Annotated in this window: 12 protein-coding genes; 6 read left to right on the top strand and 6 right to left on the bottom strand. The window is 45.7% G+C overall.

What is annotated here, in order from left to right; translation table 11 throughout:
- The first annotated feature begins 3 nt into the window (after positions 1–3).
- The 3 genes from DRW07_RS15520 to tldD are packed head-to-tail and all read left to right on the top strand — an operon-like array spanning position 4 to position 6,095.
- The gene (locus DRW07_RS15520) at positions 4–3,849 is read left to right on the top strand and encodes a YhdP family protein (RefSeq protein ID WP_240630689.1); all 3,846 of its coding nucleotides are present in this window, start codon (positions 4–6) and stop codon (positions 3,847–3,849) included.
- On the top strand, positions 3,842–4,669 hold the full coding sequence (locus DRW07_RS15515) for a carbon-nitrogen hydrolase family protein (RefSeq protein ID WP_124028863.1): 828 nt from the start codon (positions 3,842–3,844) through the stop codon (positions 4,667–4,669). The genes DRW07_RS15520 and DRW07_RS15515 overlap by 8 nt, the downstream gene beginning before the upstream one ends.
- Positions 4,653–6,095: a metalloprotease TldD gene (gene tldD, locus DRW07_RS15510; protein WP_124028862.1), complete on the top strand. Its 1,443-nt coding sequence runs from the start codon at positions 4,653–4,655 to the stop codon at positions 6,093–6,095. Before DRW07_RS15515 ends, tldD begins: the two co-directional genes overlap by 17 nt.
- Positions 6,096–6,102: 7 nt before the next feature.
- Here tldD and yjgA read toward each other — a convergent pair whose 3' ends face one another.
- Positions 6,103–6,609 (bottom strand): ribosome biogenesis factor YjgA, encoded by a 507-nt coding sequence (gene yjgA, locus DRW07_RS15505; protein ID WP_124028861.1) that lies wholly within the window; start codon positions 6,607–6,609, stop codon positions 6,103–6,105.
- A 96-nt stretch (positions 6,610–6,705) separates the two neighbouring features.
- On the opposite strand from yjgA, the gene pmbA reads away from it, so the two are divergent.
- Positions 6,706–8,037 carry a metalloprotease PmbA gene (gene pmbA / locus DRW07_RS15500; protein WP_124028860.1) on the top strand — a complete coding sequence of 444 codons (1,332 nt, stop codon included), beginning with the start codon at positions 6,706–6,708 and terminating at the stop codon, positions 8,035–8,037.
- 64 nt (positions 8,038–8,101) lie between these two features.
- Here pmbA and arcA read toward each other — a convergent pair whose 3' ends face one another.
- The 5 genes from arcA to trmB form a co-directional block, all read right to left on the bottom strand.
- Positions 8,102–8,809: a two-component system response regulator ArcA gene (gene arcA, locus DRW07_RS15495; RefSeq protein WP_124028859.1), complete on the bottom strand. Its 708-nt coding sequence runs from the start codon at positions 8,807–8,809 to the stop codon at positions 8,102–8,104.
- A 167-nt stretch (positions 8,810–8,976) separates the two neighbouring features.
- Positions 8,977–10,599, bottom strand: a complete 1,623-nt coding sequence (locus DRW07_RS15490; protein ID WP_377923174.1) for an ATP-binding protein — start codon at positions 10,597–10,599, stop codon at positions 8,977–8,979.
- Between the two features lie 59 nt (positions 10,600–10,658).
- Positions 10,659–12,092: a glycogen synthase GlgA gene (gene glgA, locus DRW07_RS15485; protein ID WP_124028857.1), complete on the bottom strand. Its 1,434-nt coding sequence runs from the start codon at positions 12,090–12,092 to the stop codon at positions 10,659–10,661.
- 12 nt (positions 12,093–12,104) lie between these two features.
- Complete coding sequence (locus tag DRW07_RS15480) at positions 12,105–13,181, bottom strand: methyltransferase (protein ID WP_165870523.1); 1,077 nt, start codon at positions 13,179–13,181, stop codon at positions 12,105–12,107.
- A 2-nt stretch (positions 13,182–13,183) separates the two neighbouring features.
- Entirely contained in the window at positions 13,184–13,900 is a 717-nt protein-coding gene (gene trmB, locus DRW07_RS15475; RefSeq protein WP_124028855.1) for a tRNA (guanosine(46)-N7)-methyltransferase TrmB, read from the bottom strand.
- A 125-nt stretch (positions 13,901–14,025) separates the two neighbouring features.
- On the opposite strand from trmB, the gene mutY reads away from it, so the two are divergent.
- The gene (gene mutY / locus DRW07_RS15470; protein ID WP_124028854.1) at positions 14,026–15,063 is read left to right on the top strand and encodes an A/G-specific adenine glycosylase; all 1,038 of its coding nucleotides are present in this window, start codon (positions 14,026–14,028) and stop codon (positions 15,061–15,063) included.
- An 18-nt stretch (positions 15,064–15,081) separates the two neighbouring features.
- Complete coding sequence (locus DRW07_RS15465) at positions 15,082–15,354, top strand: oxidative damage protection protein (RefSeq protein ID WP_124028853.1); 273 nt, start codon at positions 15,082–15,084, stop codon at positions 15,352–15,354.
- Positions 15,355–15,479: the final 125 nt, after the last annotated feature.

Raw genomic sequence — 15,479 nt, 5'->3', positions numbered from 1 at the left:
TCGATGTCTGGCGTAGTGAGCTACGCCGTTAAAAAGCTGTGGTTAGCTGCAGCAGTTTTGCTGGTTAGCTTGGCGGTTGTGCTGAGCCTATTTCGTTATGCACTGCCCCACCTGGACAGCAAAAAACATTTAGTAGAGCAGTATGCTCTAGAGCACTACGGTGTTCAGTTGCGTATTGGTCAAATCTCCGCAACCTGGCAAGGTAGCGGCCCAAGCTTGGTGCTGTCCCAAGTATCGCTGTCACAAAAAGAACAGTCCCCGGTCAATCTGAACGTAGATAAAGTATGGGTAGATATCAACTTCTGGCAGAGTGTGAGTGAGCGCCTACTAATCTCTGAGCGTTTTGAATTAAATAACCTTTCTTTAGAGATTGACCCAGAAAGTATGCAAGCGGGCAGCCAGCAGGAGTATCCGGTTGTTGATGCATTAAAAAACCTGTTTTTAGTCCAGCTTCATCAATTTACCGTGACCGACGGTCAAATTAGCGTGCGTACTTCTAACCAAACTCAGGTTTTCGATGTTGAGCAGCTGGTATGGCTTAACGATGAAAAGCGTCACCAGGGTAAAGGACGTATACGGGTTCAGGAGCTGGCAAACAATTCTGCCTCATTCATTATCGAACTTAATGGTGATCCGGAACAGTTGTCAGGAACCTTGTTCGCTAAGGCGGAAACACTGGATATCTCACCGTGGGTGAATGAATGGGTAACGACGCAGTATCCGCTTAACGAAAGTCGAGCTAACCTGTCTGCGTGGGTAACCATTGACAACAATAACGTTGATCATTTGCACATAGCGCTTGAGGACACTGAACTTAAATGGGAAGGCTTGCCTGAGTCCCAGGCTATCACATCTATTAGCGGCGGCACTGTTCAGGCATTACCTGATGTAAACGGCTGGACCTTTCGCGTTGACCAACTGGTCATTTCACAAAACAGAAAAACCTTTGTTACTGATTTAGTGGGGCAGGCTGACAGTCAGGGCAATGCAGTGGTCAATACGGTAAAACCAGTGTCGATTCAGCCTGTCCTTGGCGTTCTACCACTCTTTATGGACGCTTCTTTGGCAAACTCTTTACTTACATTGAACCCCGATGGTGAACTGTCAACGCTGCAAGTCAACTGGCAGGCGCAAACACCATCGATAAAAGCTAAGCTTATCGATGTCGGATGGAGCGAGAGTGGAAATATACCAGGCTTTACGGGTATGGATGCTGAGTTCTACTGGCATGGTCAGCAGGGCAAGTTACAGGTTACGGCCGCAGATGCAAGCCTAGATGCAAGTAATCTATTAGGTAGAACACTTGCCGATACAGACTTTGACATAACTGCTTATTTGTATATGGAACCTGATGCACTTGTGCCTGGATGGCAATTATCTGTGCCTGAGAGCAAAATAAATACCGACTTAATTACGTTAAGTCTTGCTGCACATGCCAATTTGGCAACGTCTCATTTGCAACTCAGCGCCAAGGTTGATGGGCTTGACTTGGTTGAGACACCCTCCTTATTTCCTTCTGACTACATGGGTAAACAAACCGTTGCCTATCTTTCCAGAGCATTCTCTGGTGCAGGAAAAGTGGATAGCGCTGAGATTATATGGTCAGGCAGCCCGTCTTATTTTCCCTTTTCTAACAACGAGGGAATATTTCAAGCTAATGTTGGTGTGTCTAACGCTGATTTTGTCTTTTCAAGCGAGTGGCCCGCACTTTCCAAATTGGACATGACCTTATTATTTGAAAATGAAGGTCTGTTTTTGCAAAGTGAATCAGGCTTGCTGGGTGAGGTCACCCTACAGAATCTCCAGGCTAGGATCCCTAGGTTGGCTTCTTCTTCGGGTATTTACATTGCTGCAACGGGCGCAGCAGATGCCAGTAGTGTGACGTCGCTAATGCAAAAAGGCGGGTTGAAAGCCAGTTTGGGTAAGCTATTGAGCAAAGATGTTCTGGTTCAAGGACCACTCGATACAGATTTGTATTTAGGCATTCCATTTAACGGTGATGAAGTGATCGCTAGTGGGCGAGTAGGGTTCAATGAGGCGTCGGCCAAGATTGCCGCTTTGGACATTACTGCTGAAAATCTGCAAGGGGAGTTGACCTTTAACAATGAGGCCATTGCCGCTTCCCAGCTCTCCGCCAAGCTCTTTGGTCAGGCTGTGGCAATAGACATTACTGGACGTCAAACTGATGAGCTATACGATTTATTTGTAGGTGTGGAAGGCCACTGGGATGTAAAAGCATTACTAAACTATGCCCAGATCCCACTTGAGGATTACCTTTATGGCGATGCCAACTGGCGAACAGGAATCAATGTTGAATTAACGCAGAACGGGTTCAGATACCAAGCCGAGCTTGCGTCTGATCTCAAAGGGATAGATTCAAGGCTACCTTTACCTGCATCAAAAGACTCGGGCCAAACTCGGGCACTTTTTGTCGACGCCAAGGGAGACAGTACTAGTTCAGAAATAGACGTAACGATTGAAGACGATATTGCATTTACAGGTATACTTTCCCACCAGTCTCGCCAGTTTGATCAGATTTTACTGACCGCGGGTGATTCACCGAGTGGCATTCCTATTCCTGGTTTTAACATACTGGCGAATGTGCCCAAGATTAACATTGATGAATGGTCTGACGTCATTTCAAAATTTACCTCCCAGACCGAACGGGTGACGACCAACAATTCGCGGCTGTTTCCATTACCCCAACGCGTCGCAATTGAATCAGAGGTAATGGTATTTAAACATCATGAGTTTTCAGATGCCCGCGTAGACGCCAGACAAGCCAATGCGCAATGGCGTATAGACATGGTGTCTAAGCAAGCCATAGCAAAAGCAACCATCGCCGCAGATATCCAACGTGATGGCATTGATATTAGGGCCGAGAAGCTCTATCTGCAAAGCAATGACAGTTTTGCTCAGACGCCCAATGAAAGCCAAGCAGTCCAGCACTATTTTCCGCTGCGATTTAAGTGCACTGATTGTCGCATCAATGAGTACGTACTTGGTGAAGTTGACGTAGAGTTAAATCCGAACGATACAGGGGTGACTATTGACAGACTTAACATCACCCACCCTTATGCCAGCCTCAGAGCAACCGGAGGTTGGAATGAAAGCGATGAAACGCAAATACAAGGCGAGTTTACCAGTGGTGACTTTGGGCGCTGGCTGGACAGCATGGCACTTAATTCGGGCATTAAAGATTCAGAGGCCGATGTGGCGTTTTCTCTTGCCTGGCCCGGTCAACCAACTGCATTTTCATTGGAAGCAGTGAAAGGCCAGGCTGATTGGTCTTTAAGTGATGGTTATTTGACTGAGGTCAGTGATAAGGGATCTCGTATATTTACCTTGTTCAGTCTTAATTCACTAGTCAGAAAACTGAGTTTGGATTTTCGTGATGTCTTCGCACAAGGTTTCTTCTATGACGATATTAATGGGTCTTTAGTGTTGGAAAATGGCAATGCTATGACCGAAGACACTGTGGTTGATGGTGGCGCTGGCGAAATAGAAATACGCGGATATGCTAATTTGGTGAGCGAAAAACTCAATTACGATATCAGTTTTACGCCTAATGTAACGGGTAACTTGCCGTTTTTAGTCTATTTTCTGGCAAACCCGCCCACAGCTATCGCTGCACTTGCTATTGATCAGGTACTGACATCAGCAAAGGTGATTTCAAACGTCAATTATCAGGTCACAGGTACCTTTGAAGCTCCAGTCGTGACAGAAGTGGGCAGAGACAGCAAGGAAGTGACGTTACCTGCTCAAGCGTCTCCCCCAGATGAGTCTAAGGTTCCTCAAGACAGCGAACTCGAAGTGGATCGGGTTAAGGTGGAAGTATTTGATGGTTAATTTAGTGGCGGTGCAAATGACCTCTGCTCCAGATGTCGAGGAAAATCTGGCTTGGCTCGAGCAGACTTTATCGCAGACAAAATTGTTGCCAGAGAGCATTTTGGTTTTGCCGGAATGTTTTAGTTTTTTTGGCGGCAGAGATAAAGCGCAGCTCGCCCTGGCTGAGAGCGAAGTCGGCGAGAAGGTTGCCGACAAGCTCAAGCAGCTCGCACAACAGTATCATTGCCATATTTTTGCCGGCACAGTGCCAGTAAAAACTCAGGATCCTCAGCGCTTTAGCGCTACTTGCCGGTGTATTGATTCAAAAGGGGAACAAGTCGCTCTTTACCAAAAAATTCACTTATTCGATGTTTCTGTAGATGACAATACTGGTTCATACAGGGAATCTGCATCTACTCTCGCAGGTGAAAACGTGGTGGTGGTGACTATAGACGGTGTAAGAGTGGGTGTTGCGGTATGTTATGACGTTCGCTTTCCCGGCCTTTTTGATGCTATGGGTGATATCGATGTACTCGTGCTGCCTTCAGCATTTACGCAAAAAACGGGTGCAGCCCACTGGGAAATGCTGATAAGGGCGCGCGCTATCGAAAAACAGTGTTTTGTGGTGGCAGCCAATCAGGTTGGCGTACACAAAAATGGCCGACAAACCTACGGACATAGTATGATAGTGTCACCGTGGGGTGATATTCTTAGCCACATAACAACCCAGGTTGGTATTATTCAAGTGCCGGTTGATATTGCTAAATGTGAAGAAATTAAGCAGGCAATGCCGGTTAACCAACATAGAAAATTCAGGAGTCATTTTGTCCAATCCAGTTGAAGCTGATTTGCTAGGAAGTAACGGACTTGATCAATCATCTTGTCATAAAGCAATCGATCAGATCATGTCTCATGATGTCGACTTTGCCGATCTCTATTTTCAATCCAGCCAGCACGAGAGCTGGGTATTGGAGGATGGCATTATCAAAGAGGGTAGTTTCAACCTGGAAAAAGGCGTTGGCGTGCGTGCAATTAGTGGCGAAAAAACTGGTTTTGCCTATTCCGATGATATTACTCTAGAGGCTCTTTTGCGCGCTAGTCAGGCTGCTCGAAATATTGCGCCCAGCAACGGTTCGCAGAACTGCAGTACTTTCCATTCAAATGCTATCACGCACAGGTATGGTACGCAGAACCCCCTCAGTAGCCTGAAAGATGAAGAAAAGATTTCCTTGTTGCGGGCAACAGACAAATATATTCGTGAGCAAGAGCCCAGTGCAACACAAGTCGCAGTAAGCCTTTCTGGTGTTTATGAACACGTTTTGGTTGCTGCGTCTGATGGTACTTTTGCTACAGATATTCGCCCATTAGTCAGACTTAACTGTTCAGTGTTATTAGAACAGGATGGTCGTCGCGAAAGAGGCTCAGCGGGTGCTGGCGGCAGGCATGGTTTTGACTTCTTTTTGCTAGAAGAAGACGGTCTCTTGCGCTACCAGCAGCTTGCGGAAGATGCTTTACATATGGCCCGTGTGAATATGCAGGCTATCGATTCGCCAGCAGGGACTATGCCTGTTGTTCTTGGAAGTGGCTGGCCAGGCGTGTTACTTCATGAGGCAGTTGGACATGGTCTTGAAGGAGATTTCAATCGCAAAGGCTCTTCGACCTTCAGCGGTCGCATAGGTGAACGCGTCGCTGCGAAAGGTGTGACCGTTGTAGATGACGGCACTATGGACAACCGACGCGGCTCTCTTAATGTGGACGATGAGGGAACCCCCACCGCTTATAACGTATTGATTGAAGACGGTATACTTAAAGGCTATATGCAGGATAAGCACAACGCGCATTTAATGGGTGTGCAGCCAACCGGTAATGGACGACGGGAATCCTATGCGCATTTACCCATGCCCAGAATGACTAATACCTATATGTTAGGTGGAGAGTATTCACCTGAGGAAATCATAGCCACCGTTGAAAAGGGCATATATGCGCCTAATTTCGCAGGTGGGCAAGTGGATATTACATCCGGAAAATTTGTGTTCTCCAGTGCAGAGGCTTATCTCATTGAAAACGGGAATGTGACTACGCCAGTTAAGGGCGCAACACTTATTGGAAATGGGCCTGATGTGATGCAGCAAATATCAATGATCGGAAATGATATGAAACTCGACCGTGGTGTCGGAGTGTGCGGAAAAGACGGGCAAAGTGTACCAGTAGGCGTGGGCCAACCCACGCTCAAAATTGATGCGTTAACCGTGGGTGGCACTGCGTAGTCAGGGCTTACCCTTCGTCTTGCAACGTTTCTTTTAAATATTGAAACAGCGCCCTGAATGCTTTTGGGGGCGCACCTTTGGCTTTCTCTTTTTGAATTTGACGATAAAACTGCCTTAATGTTTGTCGCTCCAGACTTGGATGCGCGTCTAGTACTGCCTGAATAGCCTTGTCGCCGCCATTAGCTATATTGTCGCGGTATTTTTCTAGTTGATGAAAATGGGCGTTGTTTTCGGCGTGTCTCGACTGAATTTTATCAAGCGCTTGCTCTAGTGGCTCCAGGTCCCTATTGCGTAGCAACTTGCCGATAAACTGTAACTGTCTGCGATAGCCGTCCTTCTTTTTGTTTATCTTTCTTGCCACTAAAATGGCTTCTTCCAATTCTTCATCCATGGGAATTTTAGACAGGTTCGCGTCTGTCAGCCCTACTAGTTTGAGGCCGAGTTTCTGCTTCTCTTCTGAATCTAACTTACGTTGCGTTTTACTAACGTACTGCTCTTCTTCGTAATCGCTCATTTCAAATCGTAAAGTGGTACACTTAATGTAAGTGTAATGATGACTATGCCTTTAGGATAGCAAAAAGATCGCTAAAGAGTACGACAAAGGAACCCTATGCAGGTAGACAAAGTTTTGCCCCAAAGCCAACAAATCGTTGCTGATGTACTGCACCTGGCAACGCAGAAAGGGGCTACACAAGCTGAAGCCAGTTTAACGAAGGTGCAGGGGATAGCTGTATCCACTCGACTTAGGGAAGTCGAAAATGTCGAGTTTACCCAAGATAATACGTTAGGTATTTCTGTGTACGTGGGTAAGCACAAAGGTAGCGCTTCGACGGCAGACTTGAGCCAAGAAGCGTTGAGCCTGGCTGTAGAAAAAGCCATCCATATTGCTAAGTATACCAATGAGGACGAATGCAGTGGTTTAGCGGATGAAGCGCTGATAGCCACTGAATTTCCAGACTTAGAGCTGTATCACCCGATTGCGCTTGATACACAACAGGGTATGGACTTAGCCTTAGAAACGGAAAATGCTGCACTAAGCGCCGACAGCCGTATTACCAACTCTGATGGTGCAACGTTCAATGGTAATATAGGGGCGAGTGTCTATGGTAACACTCACGGCATAAATGCGGGACAAGCCAGTTCTCGATACAGTCTAAGCTGTATGGTTATTGCCTCTGAGGGCAAAGACATGCAAAGGGATTATGCCTATTCAGTAAATCGCTGTTTCAATGATTTGAACAGTCCAAAAAATATTGGAGAAGAAGCTGCTGAATCAGTTGTCAGTAGGCTTGGTGCTAGAAAAATCGGCACACAGGAGTGCCCTGTATTGTTTAGTAAAGAGATAGCATCGAGTTTATTTGGACACCTTGTTAGTGCTATTAGCGGTGGCGCTTTGTACCGTCGTTCAACCTTTTTACTGGATCATTTAAATAAACCGCTGTTCCCAGAGTGGTTAACCATACAAGAGCGCCCGAGAATTAAACGCGCCCTGGCCAGTTCCAATTTTGATCATGAAGGCGTGGCAACGCAGGACATGGATATTGTTCAGGACGGCATATTGAAACACTATTTGTACACCAGCTACTCAGCCAGAAAACTCGGGGTGCAAACAAACGGACATGCGGGTGGCATACATAACTGGCTGATCAGCCATTCTGGCCACAGTGACAAAGACATGCTTGCTGAGCTTGGCACTGGCCTCTTTGTCACGGAATTAATGGGACAGGGAGTGAATACGGTAACGGGTGATTACTCGCGAGGCGCTGCGGGCTTTTGGGTTGAAAACGGCGTTATTCAATATCCCGTGCACGAGGTTACAATTGCCGGCAATTTGAAACAAATGTTCGCAAATATTATCGCCATAGGAAAAGAAAAAGAGCTCAGAGGTGCCGTGCAAACGGGCTCGATTTTGCTCTCGTCAATGCGGGTTGCGGGTGACTAATTGAAAAGGCCAGTGGGAGAACCACTGGCCTTTCGTAAAACGGGTTTAAAGAAAGCGCTGAACCTTATCCGTCTACTTCACCACAAAATCGATAACCTTCACCGTGGATTGTCACAATAAGCTCTTCGTTAGACGGTTCAGATTCAAAGTGTTTGCGGATACGTCTTATCGTTACATCTACTGTTCTGTCATTGGGACGAAGCTCGCGGCCTGTCATCTCCATAATGAGTTGCTCACGGGTTAAAATTTTGCCCGGATTACTCAAAAATAAATGCAGTGCTCTAAACTCACTGCGCGGTAGGCGGAATTCATTGCCAGACGGTGCTATCAGAGAGCGGCTATCGCCGTCCAATGTCCAACCATTAAAGCTAACACGGCTAGGAAGGTCATCATCTTCGTTTGCATTTGTTGTCCGAGCAAGCAAGTTACGCGCTCTAATCGTTAACTCTCTTGGGTTGAACGGCTTGGTAAGGTAGTCGTCTGCCCCAATTTCTAAGCCAAGGATCCTATCTACTTCATTGTCACGCCCAGTAAGAAATATTAACCCCACGTTTTTGCGGTCACGAACCTCTCTGGCTAGGATGAGCCCGTTTTTACCCGGTAGGTTAATATCCATAATAACCAGATTAATATTGTTGTTTTGAAAGAAGTCATGCATTTGCTCGCCATCTTCTGCTTCGAACACATTGTATCCTTCAGCTTCAAATAAGCTTTTCAGGGTTGTTCGTGTAACAACTTCGTCTTCAACAATTAAAATATTGGGCGTCTGCATGTTTTATCTCTGTAATTAGTCGCGAGTAAATAAAGTAAATTATATGTAACATTTAAAGGTAAAGTTTAAACGTACCACTTGTCATTGCAAGTTTAAGTATAGGCAATTGAAACAAAAAGATTATATTCAATAGTTGGGATGAAAAACCCAACTTCAAGCTGAAACACTCAGTGTTTTTTTACCGGAAAGACAATAACAAATTCAACACCTTGCCCCTCTTCACTGTTTAATGTGATGGAACCATTCAAACCCTGTGTCACCAAGTTATAAACCAGATGCATACCGAGACCTGAACCGCCTTGTCCGCGTTTTGTGGTAACGAAGGGATCAAATATGCGTTTTCTTATAGAGTTTGGAATACCGCTTCCTGTGTCAGTATAGATAAGACGCAGGTTATCTTCCGTTAGCATAGAGATCGTAATGGTAATGATACCTTTTTCGTTATCTTCAAATGCGTGGATAATTGAATTAACAATTAAGTTGATGAGAATTTGGTTAATGGGCCCGGCTTTGGTTTCCAGAATTAAATCATCAGGACAGTTAACAACCACTTCGTGTGGTGTCTTTTTAAGTCTAGGACGCAGTGAAAGCAGTATCTCATTAATAAGCTGCTTCACATTAACCTCACGAGAAGCTTCAGAGGTTTGGTCAACCGCAACCTGTTTAAAGCTCGAAATTAGCTCAGCGGCGCGATTGAGGTTGCGATAAATAATATTGAGGTTTTCCTGCCCTTCATCGATGAAGCGCGACATAGTACTGGCTTTTAACGTTTTGGCGTCAAATTGCTCTTTAATCGTGGTAAGCCGATCCAGCATCATGGTTGAGGCTGTCACACCTAGCCCTATCGGTGTGTTAACTTCATGCGCTACACCCGCTACCATATCGCCTAATGAAGCCATTTTTTCGTTTTGGACGATTTGGCGTTGGAACTGATGCAATTTCTCTAGCGTTTGAATGAGTTCTTGGTTGGCTTCTTTCAAGGCAACTGTGCGCTGACTAACCATTTGCTCAAGGCTGGTGTTAAGCTTCTTGTGTTGTGCTTCAGCTTCTTTTTGTTTATCAATAATTTCTTCAATTCTTTGCAAAAGGAGATTGGTTGCATTGTTCAACTTGTCAATTTCTGCAATCTGTGAAGGACCGGCGCGATGCGCGTAGTTGCGCTCCTTCATCGTCTTATGTAGTAAGTTTATAGCTTGCGTCAAAGGCCAGGTAATCGCTCTTTGAAGCCGCAAGGCCAAAAACGTAGCAATTAACAACATAAGTATAAAAAGCAGTGCATGAAAGGCAACAGACTCTGTGATGAATGTGCTCAATTCATCGGTTGATGCACGCATATAAAGGTCGCCTACTTTTTTGCCCATAAACACAATAGGGTGCGCCAGCTCAATCCCTCCAGACACCTCATTGCCACTGTATAGCCCATCAAGTTGCCCGATTTTGTTGGGTATAGTGGACTGTCCGGATTTGTTGTAACTGGTAAAAAAGCTTTGACTTCCGTCCTCGTTATCAAAATAAATGTGCGCATTAGTGATCATAGAAGATGCTTCAAGAGACTTGAGTCGCTCTTCCGCAGCGCCTGAGAGTGGTCTTGCATTGGCAACGTCTTTCGCTACGTTGGCAGCCATGACTTTGGCCAACACGGTAAGCTTCTGACGTACTTTATCTTCATTGTGCTTTATTTGTGAATAAAGCGAATAGCCCGACGAGAGGAGTAATGTGATGCTTGTCGTTGCCAAGACAATCCAGATTGTTAACGTCTTTATGCTAAGCCTAGTGTTATTCACGGACACCGTTTACATGTTTTCCGACCACGTCTTAATAGTGGCGCATTTTTATCCAGATTAACAGTTTACATGAGCGATTTGTATAAAGACTCGTAATGCCGCGTTGAGGCCTCCCAAGTGAACTTGGTCTGCATACCGCGGATTTGCATCTGAGTCATAACATCTGGAAACTCATGGTAGAACAACAACGCTCTGCGAATACATGACATTAAAGCGTCACCAGAAGGTTCGTAAAATACTAAACCGGTTGCGTCACAAGGGGACTCGTGGAGGTCGACGACGGTATCTTTTAGCCCGCCTATTCCCCTGACGATAGGCAAGGTGCCATAAGCTAGACTATACATTTGATTCAAGCCACAGGGTTCAAATTGAGAAGGCATGAGGAAAAAGTCTGCGCCAGCCTCAATTTTATGTGCCATTTCTTCGCTGAAGCCATTAAAAAATGCAAACCGCTGTGGATATTGCTCGACGTGAGTGTTGAGTTCCATACACATAGCAGGATCGCCGGTTCCTGCGATAATCAATTGCACATTGTGCTGTAAAAGCTGATCCAATACGGGCAATAAATAACCGAAACCTTTTTGATTGGTTAATCTACACACCATGCCAATCACTGGCACTCTGGCCTCTTGTGGAAGGTTAAAGCAATGCTGTAAATCGGCTTTACACCTTGCCTTCAGATTTAACGAGTCGGCATCGAAATGCTGATCGAGATAGACGTCTGTCTTGGGATTCCAGGCCGAATAGTCACACCCGTTAAGGATACCGCTCAGATCTTTTTGGCGTTTTGCCAGGCAAGCGTGCAACCCATGGCTTCCAAGATCGGTAAGCAGCTCTTTTGCATAGTTAGGACTGACAGTGGTTATTTTACTGGCAAATTCAATTCCCATTTGCAGCATGTTGATATAACCACCATGAACTTGCTCCAGTACGGCAGGGTGATGACGTAAAAAGGGAATGTTTTCCAGTGCAACAACGCCCTGAAAAGCGGCATTATGAATAGTGATCACAGCGCGTGTATCTGCAAAGAAGGGGTCGGGATTGTGATGAAGCAAAAAGGGTAAAACCCCAGTATGCCAATCGTGGCAATGAATGATGTCTGCTTTGATTTTAAGGTGGAATAAGCTGTGTAAAATTGCCCCGCTGAAGAAGCTAAATCGCTCGCCATTATCTTCATACGCGTGATAAGCATCACCATAAAGGCCATCGCGCTCAAAATACTCGGGGTAGTCAATCAAGTACAAGTCAACACCGTGCCACTTCGCTTTGAGAAGATTGAAGTTGTAAACGCGGCTTTGTGAAAAAAGTGGCTCGTCTATGTCAATAACCTGGGCATTGTCTAAAATACCCAGCGATTTTTCAGCAGAGTAATAGGGCAAAAATACAGAGACATTGTGGCCCTTATTAGCCAGCGCGATGGACAATGCTCTGCCAACGTCAGCAAGGCCGCCCGTTTTTACTAAGCCTTCAACTTCTGAAATAGCAAATACAATGTTCACGCGGGATCTCCTCTATGCGCATTTGTATACAGAAAATTTATTGTTCTGCGCCAATACATCAACTTGCGAATATTTAGTCTTCAATTGATCAGTGTAAGGCAGAAAACGGTTTGCGACCACATAGAGGTTACCACCTTTTTTCAGCCTGTTGACAGAGGTGTTAATAAATTCAGTGACTATTGCGTAATCCGTTTTTGTACCAGTGTGGAAGGGGGGATTGGTAAGAATGCACTGGTATTGCTGTGTAACACCCTGTAAGCCATTCGCCGCGATCAATGTGCCATGCAACTGGTTCTCTTTCAGACTATGAGCTGCGCAATACAACGCAATAGCGCTGACATCGAGAAGATCACAACTGATATGCTGAAGCGCTTTCCCCACAAAGCAACTTATTACACCAGCTCCTGACGCAAAGTCGAGAGTTCTTCCATGTAATGGTAGAGGAAGGGTTTGCAGGAACAAGGCTGTGCCCTCATCAAGCGCTCCTTCGCTAAACACCCCTGGAAAAGACGCACATTCCCATTCCCGTTCCCCGAGTTCATAGGTGGCGTACTTCAAGTAATCATTGGGGTTAAAAGAGGAAACCTGCTTTTCCAGAGTCAGGCATAACAAGGTGCAATGGCGGGCAGAATCGACCTTCTCAACATTGCCAAAGGGTTGCATCAGTTTGGTGATGCTTTTAATTCCTGATTTGTTGTCACCAACAATATACAAACATCCGTCTTTATTCATGTGGCTCAACGCCATATGCATAAGCATAGAAAACTGCGATTTGGACTTCGGCATGAAAAGCAGTGCCTGATCAAAGTTTCCAGACGTTATAAAAGGAGCAAACTCATGTGAATGCAGACCTACTTGAGCACTAACGCGCAGCTTGTTTGGTTGTTCGACGATATCTCTGCTGTCAAATGCGTAGGCCTTATTGGTATTTGTAGCTTTGTTAAACACATCAACCGTCTGGTGTAGAACGTGAATATTTGAGGTTAGACAAAGAGGGAAAAAGTCGGCATCCGGCGGATTGATAAACAGCCACTTGCCCTGATTAAACAGGGCAATATTTCGTTGCAGTATCTGATTAACAGGCAGCATTATCACTTGCACTCATAAATGATATCCCACACTCCATGCCCCAACTTTTGGCCACGCGTTTCAAATTTTGTGATGGGCCGATAATCTGGCCTAGGCATATAATCTCCTTGCGGAGCAGCATTTTGATAGTGAGTGTTCACATTCATTACTTCTATCATATACTCAGCATAAGGTTCCCAATCTGTTGCCATATGAAAGTGACCACCGGGTTGGAGCTTTCGGGCAACCAAATCGGCAAATTCTGTCTGCACTATCCTGCGTTTGTGGTGACGTTTTTTGTGCCATGGGTCGGGGAAGAACAATTGCAGTCGGGCTAGGCTATTGTCGGCAATCATGTGTTTTAACACTTCTACGGCATCGTGTTCGAATACCTTGAGATTTGTCAGCCCTTTTTCACCTGCATCAGCGAGGCAGGCTCCCACCCCGGGCCTGTGTACTTCAACACCAATAAAATTGGTATCAGGTGCAGCGGCGGCCATTTCAACCAGTGACTTACCCATGCCGAAACCAATTTCAAAAACAACCGGGCCTGGTTTGTCAAACAAGGTGTTCAGGTCCAACATCTTGTTTTCATAGTCTATGCCCATGGTAGGCCAGTATGCGTCAAGTGCCCTTTCCTGGGCCTTGGTTAGGCGCCCTTCGCGTTTAACATAGCTTTTAACTTTGCTGATATACACGCCTGCAGCTTCAGCTTCAGCTTGGTTTTTATATTTACCCATGTTGTCCTCTCACCAGTACAGACGCGGATTATCCTACCTCGCCGTTATTTTTCAACACAAGGACGCAAAAAAAGCCTTGCTATGATAGGCTAGCGCCGAATTCAGGCCCGTAAGTTTAGGTATAGATGCATTCCGATCAGTTTTCCGACAAAGTGTTGACCTGGTTTGATAAAAACGGCAGAAAACACCTGCCGTGGCAGCAGGATATTACCCCTTATCGCGTGTGGATATCTGAGATTATGTTGCAGCAAACGCAGGTAACCACTGTTATTCCTTATTATCAGCGCTTTATGCAACGGTTTCCTACTATTCACAGTTTGGCAACCGCCCCGATCGATGACGTGTTACATCATTGGACTGGACTAGGGTATTACGCCAGAGCCCGTAATCTGCACAAAGCAGCTATTCAAATCGTCGAGGATCACACTGGTGTTTTTCCCGAGCAGATAGAAAACGTGATGGCACTACCTGGCATCGGTCGGTCTACAGCTGGCGCGATATTGTCTATTGCTTCTGGGCAGTCCCACCCTATTCTTGACGGTAACGTTAAGCGTGTTCTGGCACGTTATTTTGCTATTGAGGGGTGGCCAGGTAAGAAGCCCGTTGAGAATGCGCTATGGGAAAAGGCCTCTCAGTTGACCCCAACAAAAAGGACAGGCCATTACACCCAGGCTATGATGGATTTAGGGGCGACCCTATGTACACGAAGCCGACCAAAGTGTGACTTGTGCCCACTACAGCAATCTTGTTTAGCTTATGCACAAGGCCGGCAGAGTGAATTTCCGGGTAAAAAACCGAAAAAGGTATTACCCGCTAAGCAGGCCCATTTGATGGTATTGCAATGTGCCAATCGAGTGTGGATGCAACAGCGTCCGCCTGCAGGTTTATGGGGTGGGCTGTGGAGCTTTTATCAGCAAGACACTCAGCATGCAGTATTTGAATGGAGCAAGTACTGGAATTTAATAGACACGCCCACACAATTTGACGCTTTTAGGCATACGTTTAGCCATTTCCATCTCGACATAACGGTATGGCATTGCCACATACGCGATGTGCAAACCCATTTTGTCACTGAAGACAACAGCCGTTGGGTGGCCTTGGACGAGCAAGAATCCATTGGTCTTGCTGCACCAACTAAACGTATACTAGACGCCTTGCGATAATTGCTTTAGGAATCATCAATGACCAGACAAGTATTTTGCCAACATCTTAAAAAAGACGCTGATGGATTAGACTTTCAGCTTTATCCTGGCGAACTAGGTAAAAGAATATTCGACAACATTTCTAAAGAAGCATGGGCGCAATGGCAGCAGAAGCAAACCATGCTGATCAATGAACACAAGCTCAATATGATGGACCCAACAGCCAGAGCCTTTCTGGAAAAACAAATGGAAGACTATTTGTTTGAGGGAATTGAGCCCACTATTGAAGGTTATGTGCCACCAAAAGCGTAAGTTGGTTAAATGCTGAGCGAATAAACAATTTAGTTGTAAAAAGAGTTGACTTGCGGCGACGAAATCCGTTTAATACGCACCCACGGCGCGACAAGCCCGTAAGTTTGCCCAGATAGCTCAGTTGG

It is taken from the genome of Paralteromonas sediminis, from assembly GCF_003820355.1.
Classification (GTDB): domain Bacteria; phylum Pseudomonadota; class Gammaproteobacteria; order Enterobacterales; family Alteromonadaceae; genus Alteromonas_F; species Alteromonas_F sediminis.
Note: the sequence above shows the minus strand (reverse complement) of the source record. Positions and strands in the feature narration are given on the sequence as shown.

Bases quoted from the DNA above. Each gene is read 5' to 3' on its own strand.
- pmbA (WP_124028860.1), top strand. From the start codon at position 6,706: ATGCAGGTAGACAAAGTTTTGCCCCAAAGCCAACAAATCGTTGCTGAT.
- yjgA (WP_124028861.1), bottom strand. From the start codon at position 6,609: ATGAGCGATTACGAAGAAGAGCAGTACGTTAGTAAAACGCAACGTAAG.
- mutY (WP_124028854.1), top strand. From the start codon at position 14,026: ATGCATTCCGATCAGTTTTCCGACAAAGTGTTGACCTGGTTTGATAAA.
- trmB (WP_124028855.1), bottom strand. From the start codon at position 13,900: ATGGGTAAATATAAAAACCAAGCTGAAGCTGAAGCTGCAGGCGTGTAT.
- DRW07_RS15465 (WP_124028853.1), top strand. From the start codon at position 15,082: ATGACCAGACAAGTATTTTGCCAACATCTTAAAAAAGACGCTGATGGA.
- arcA (WP_124028859.1), bottom strand. From the start codon at position 8,809: ATGCAGACGCCCAATATTTTAATTGTTGAAGACGAAGTTGTTACACGA.
- DRW07_RS15515 (WP_124028863.1), top strand. From the start codon at position 3,842: ATGGTTAATTTAGTGGCGGTGCAAATGACCTCTGCTCCAGATGTCGAG.
- DRW07_RS15480 (WP_165870523.1), bottom strand. From the start codon at position 13,181: ATGCTGCCTGTTAATCAGATACTGCAACGAAATATTGCCCTGTTTAAT.
- DRW07_RS15520 (WP_240630689.1), top strand. From the start codon at position 4: ATGTCTGGCGTAGTGAGCTACGCCGTTAAAAAGCTGTGGTTAGCTGCA.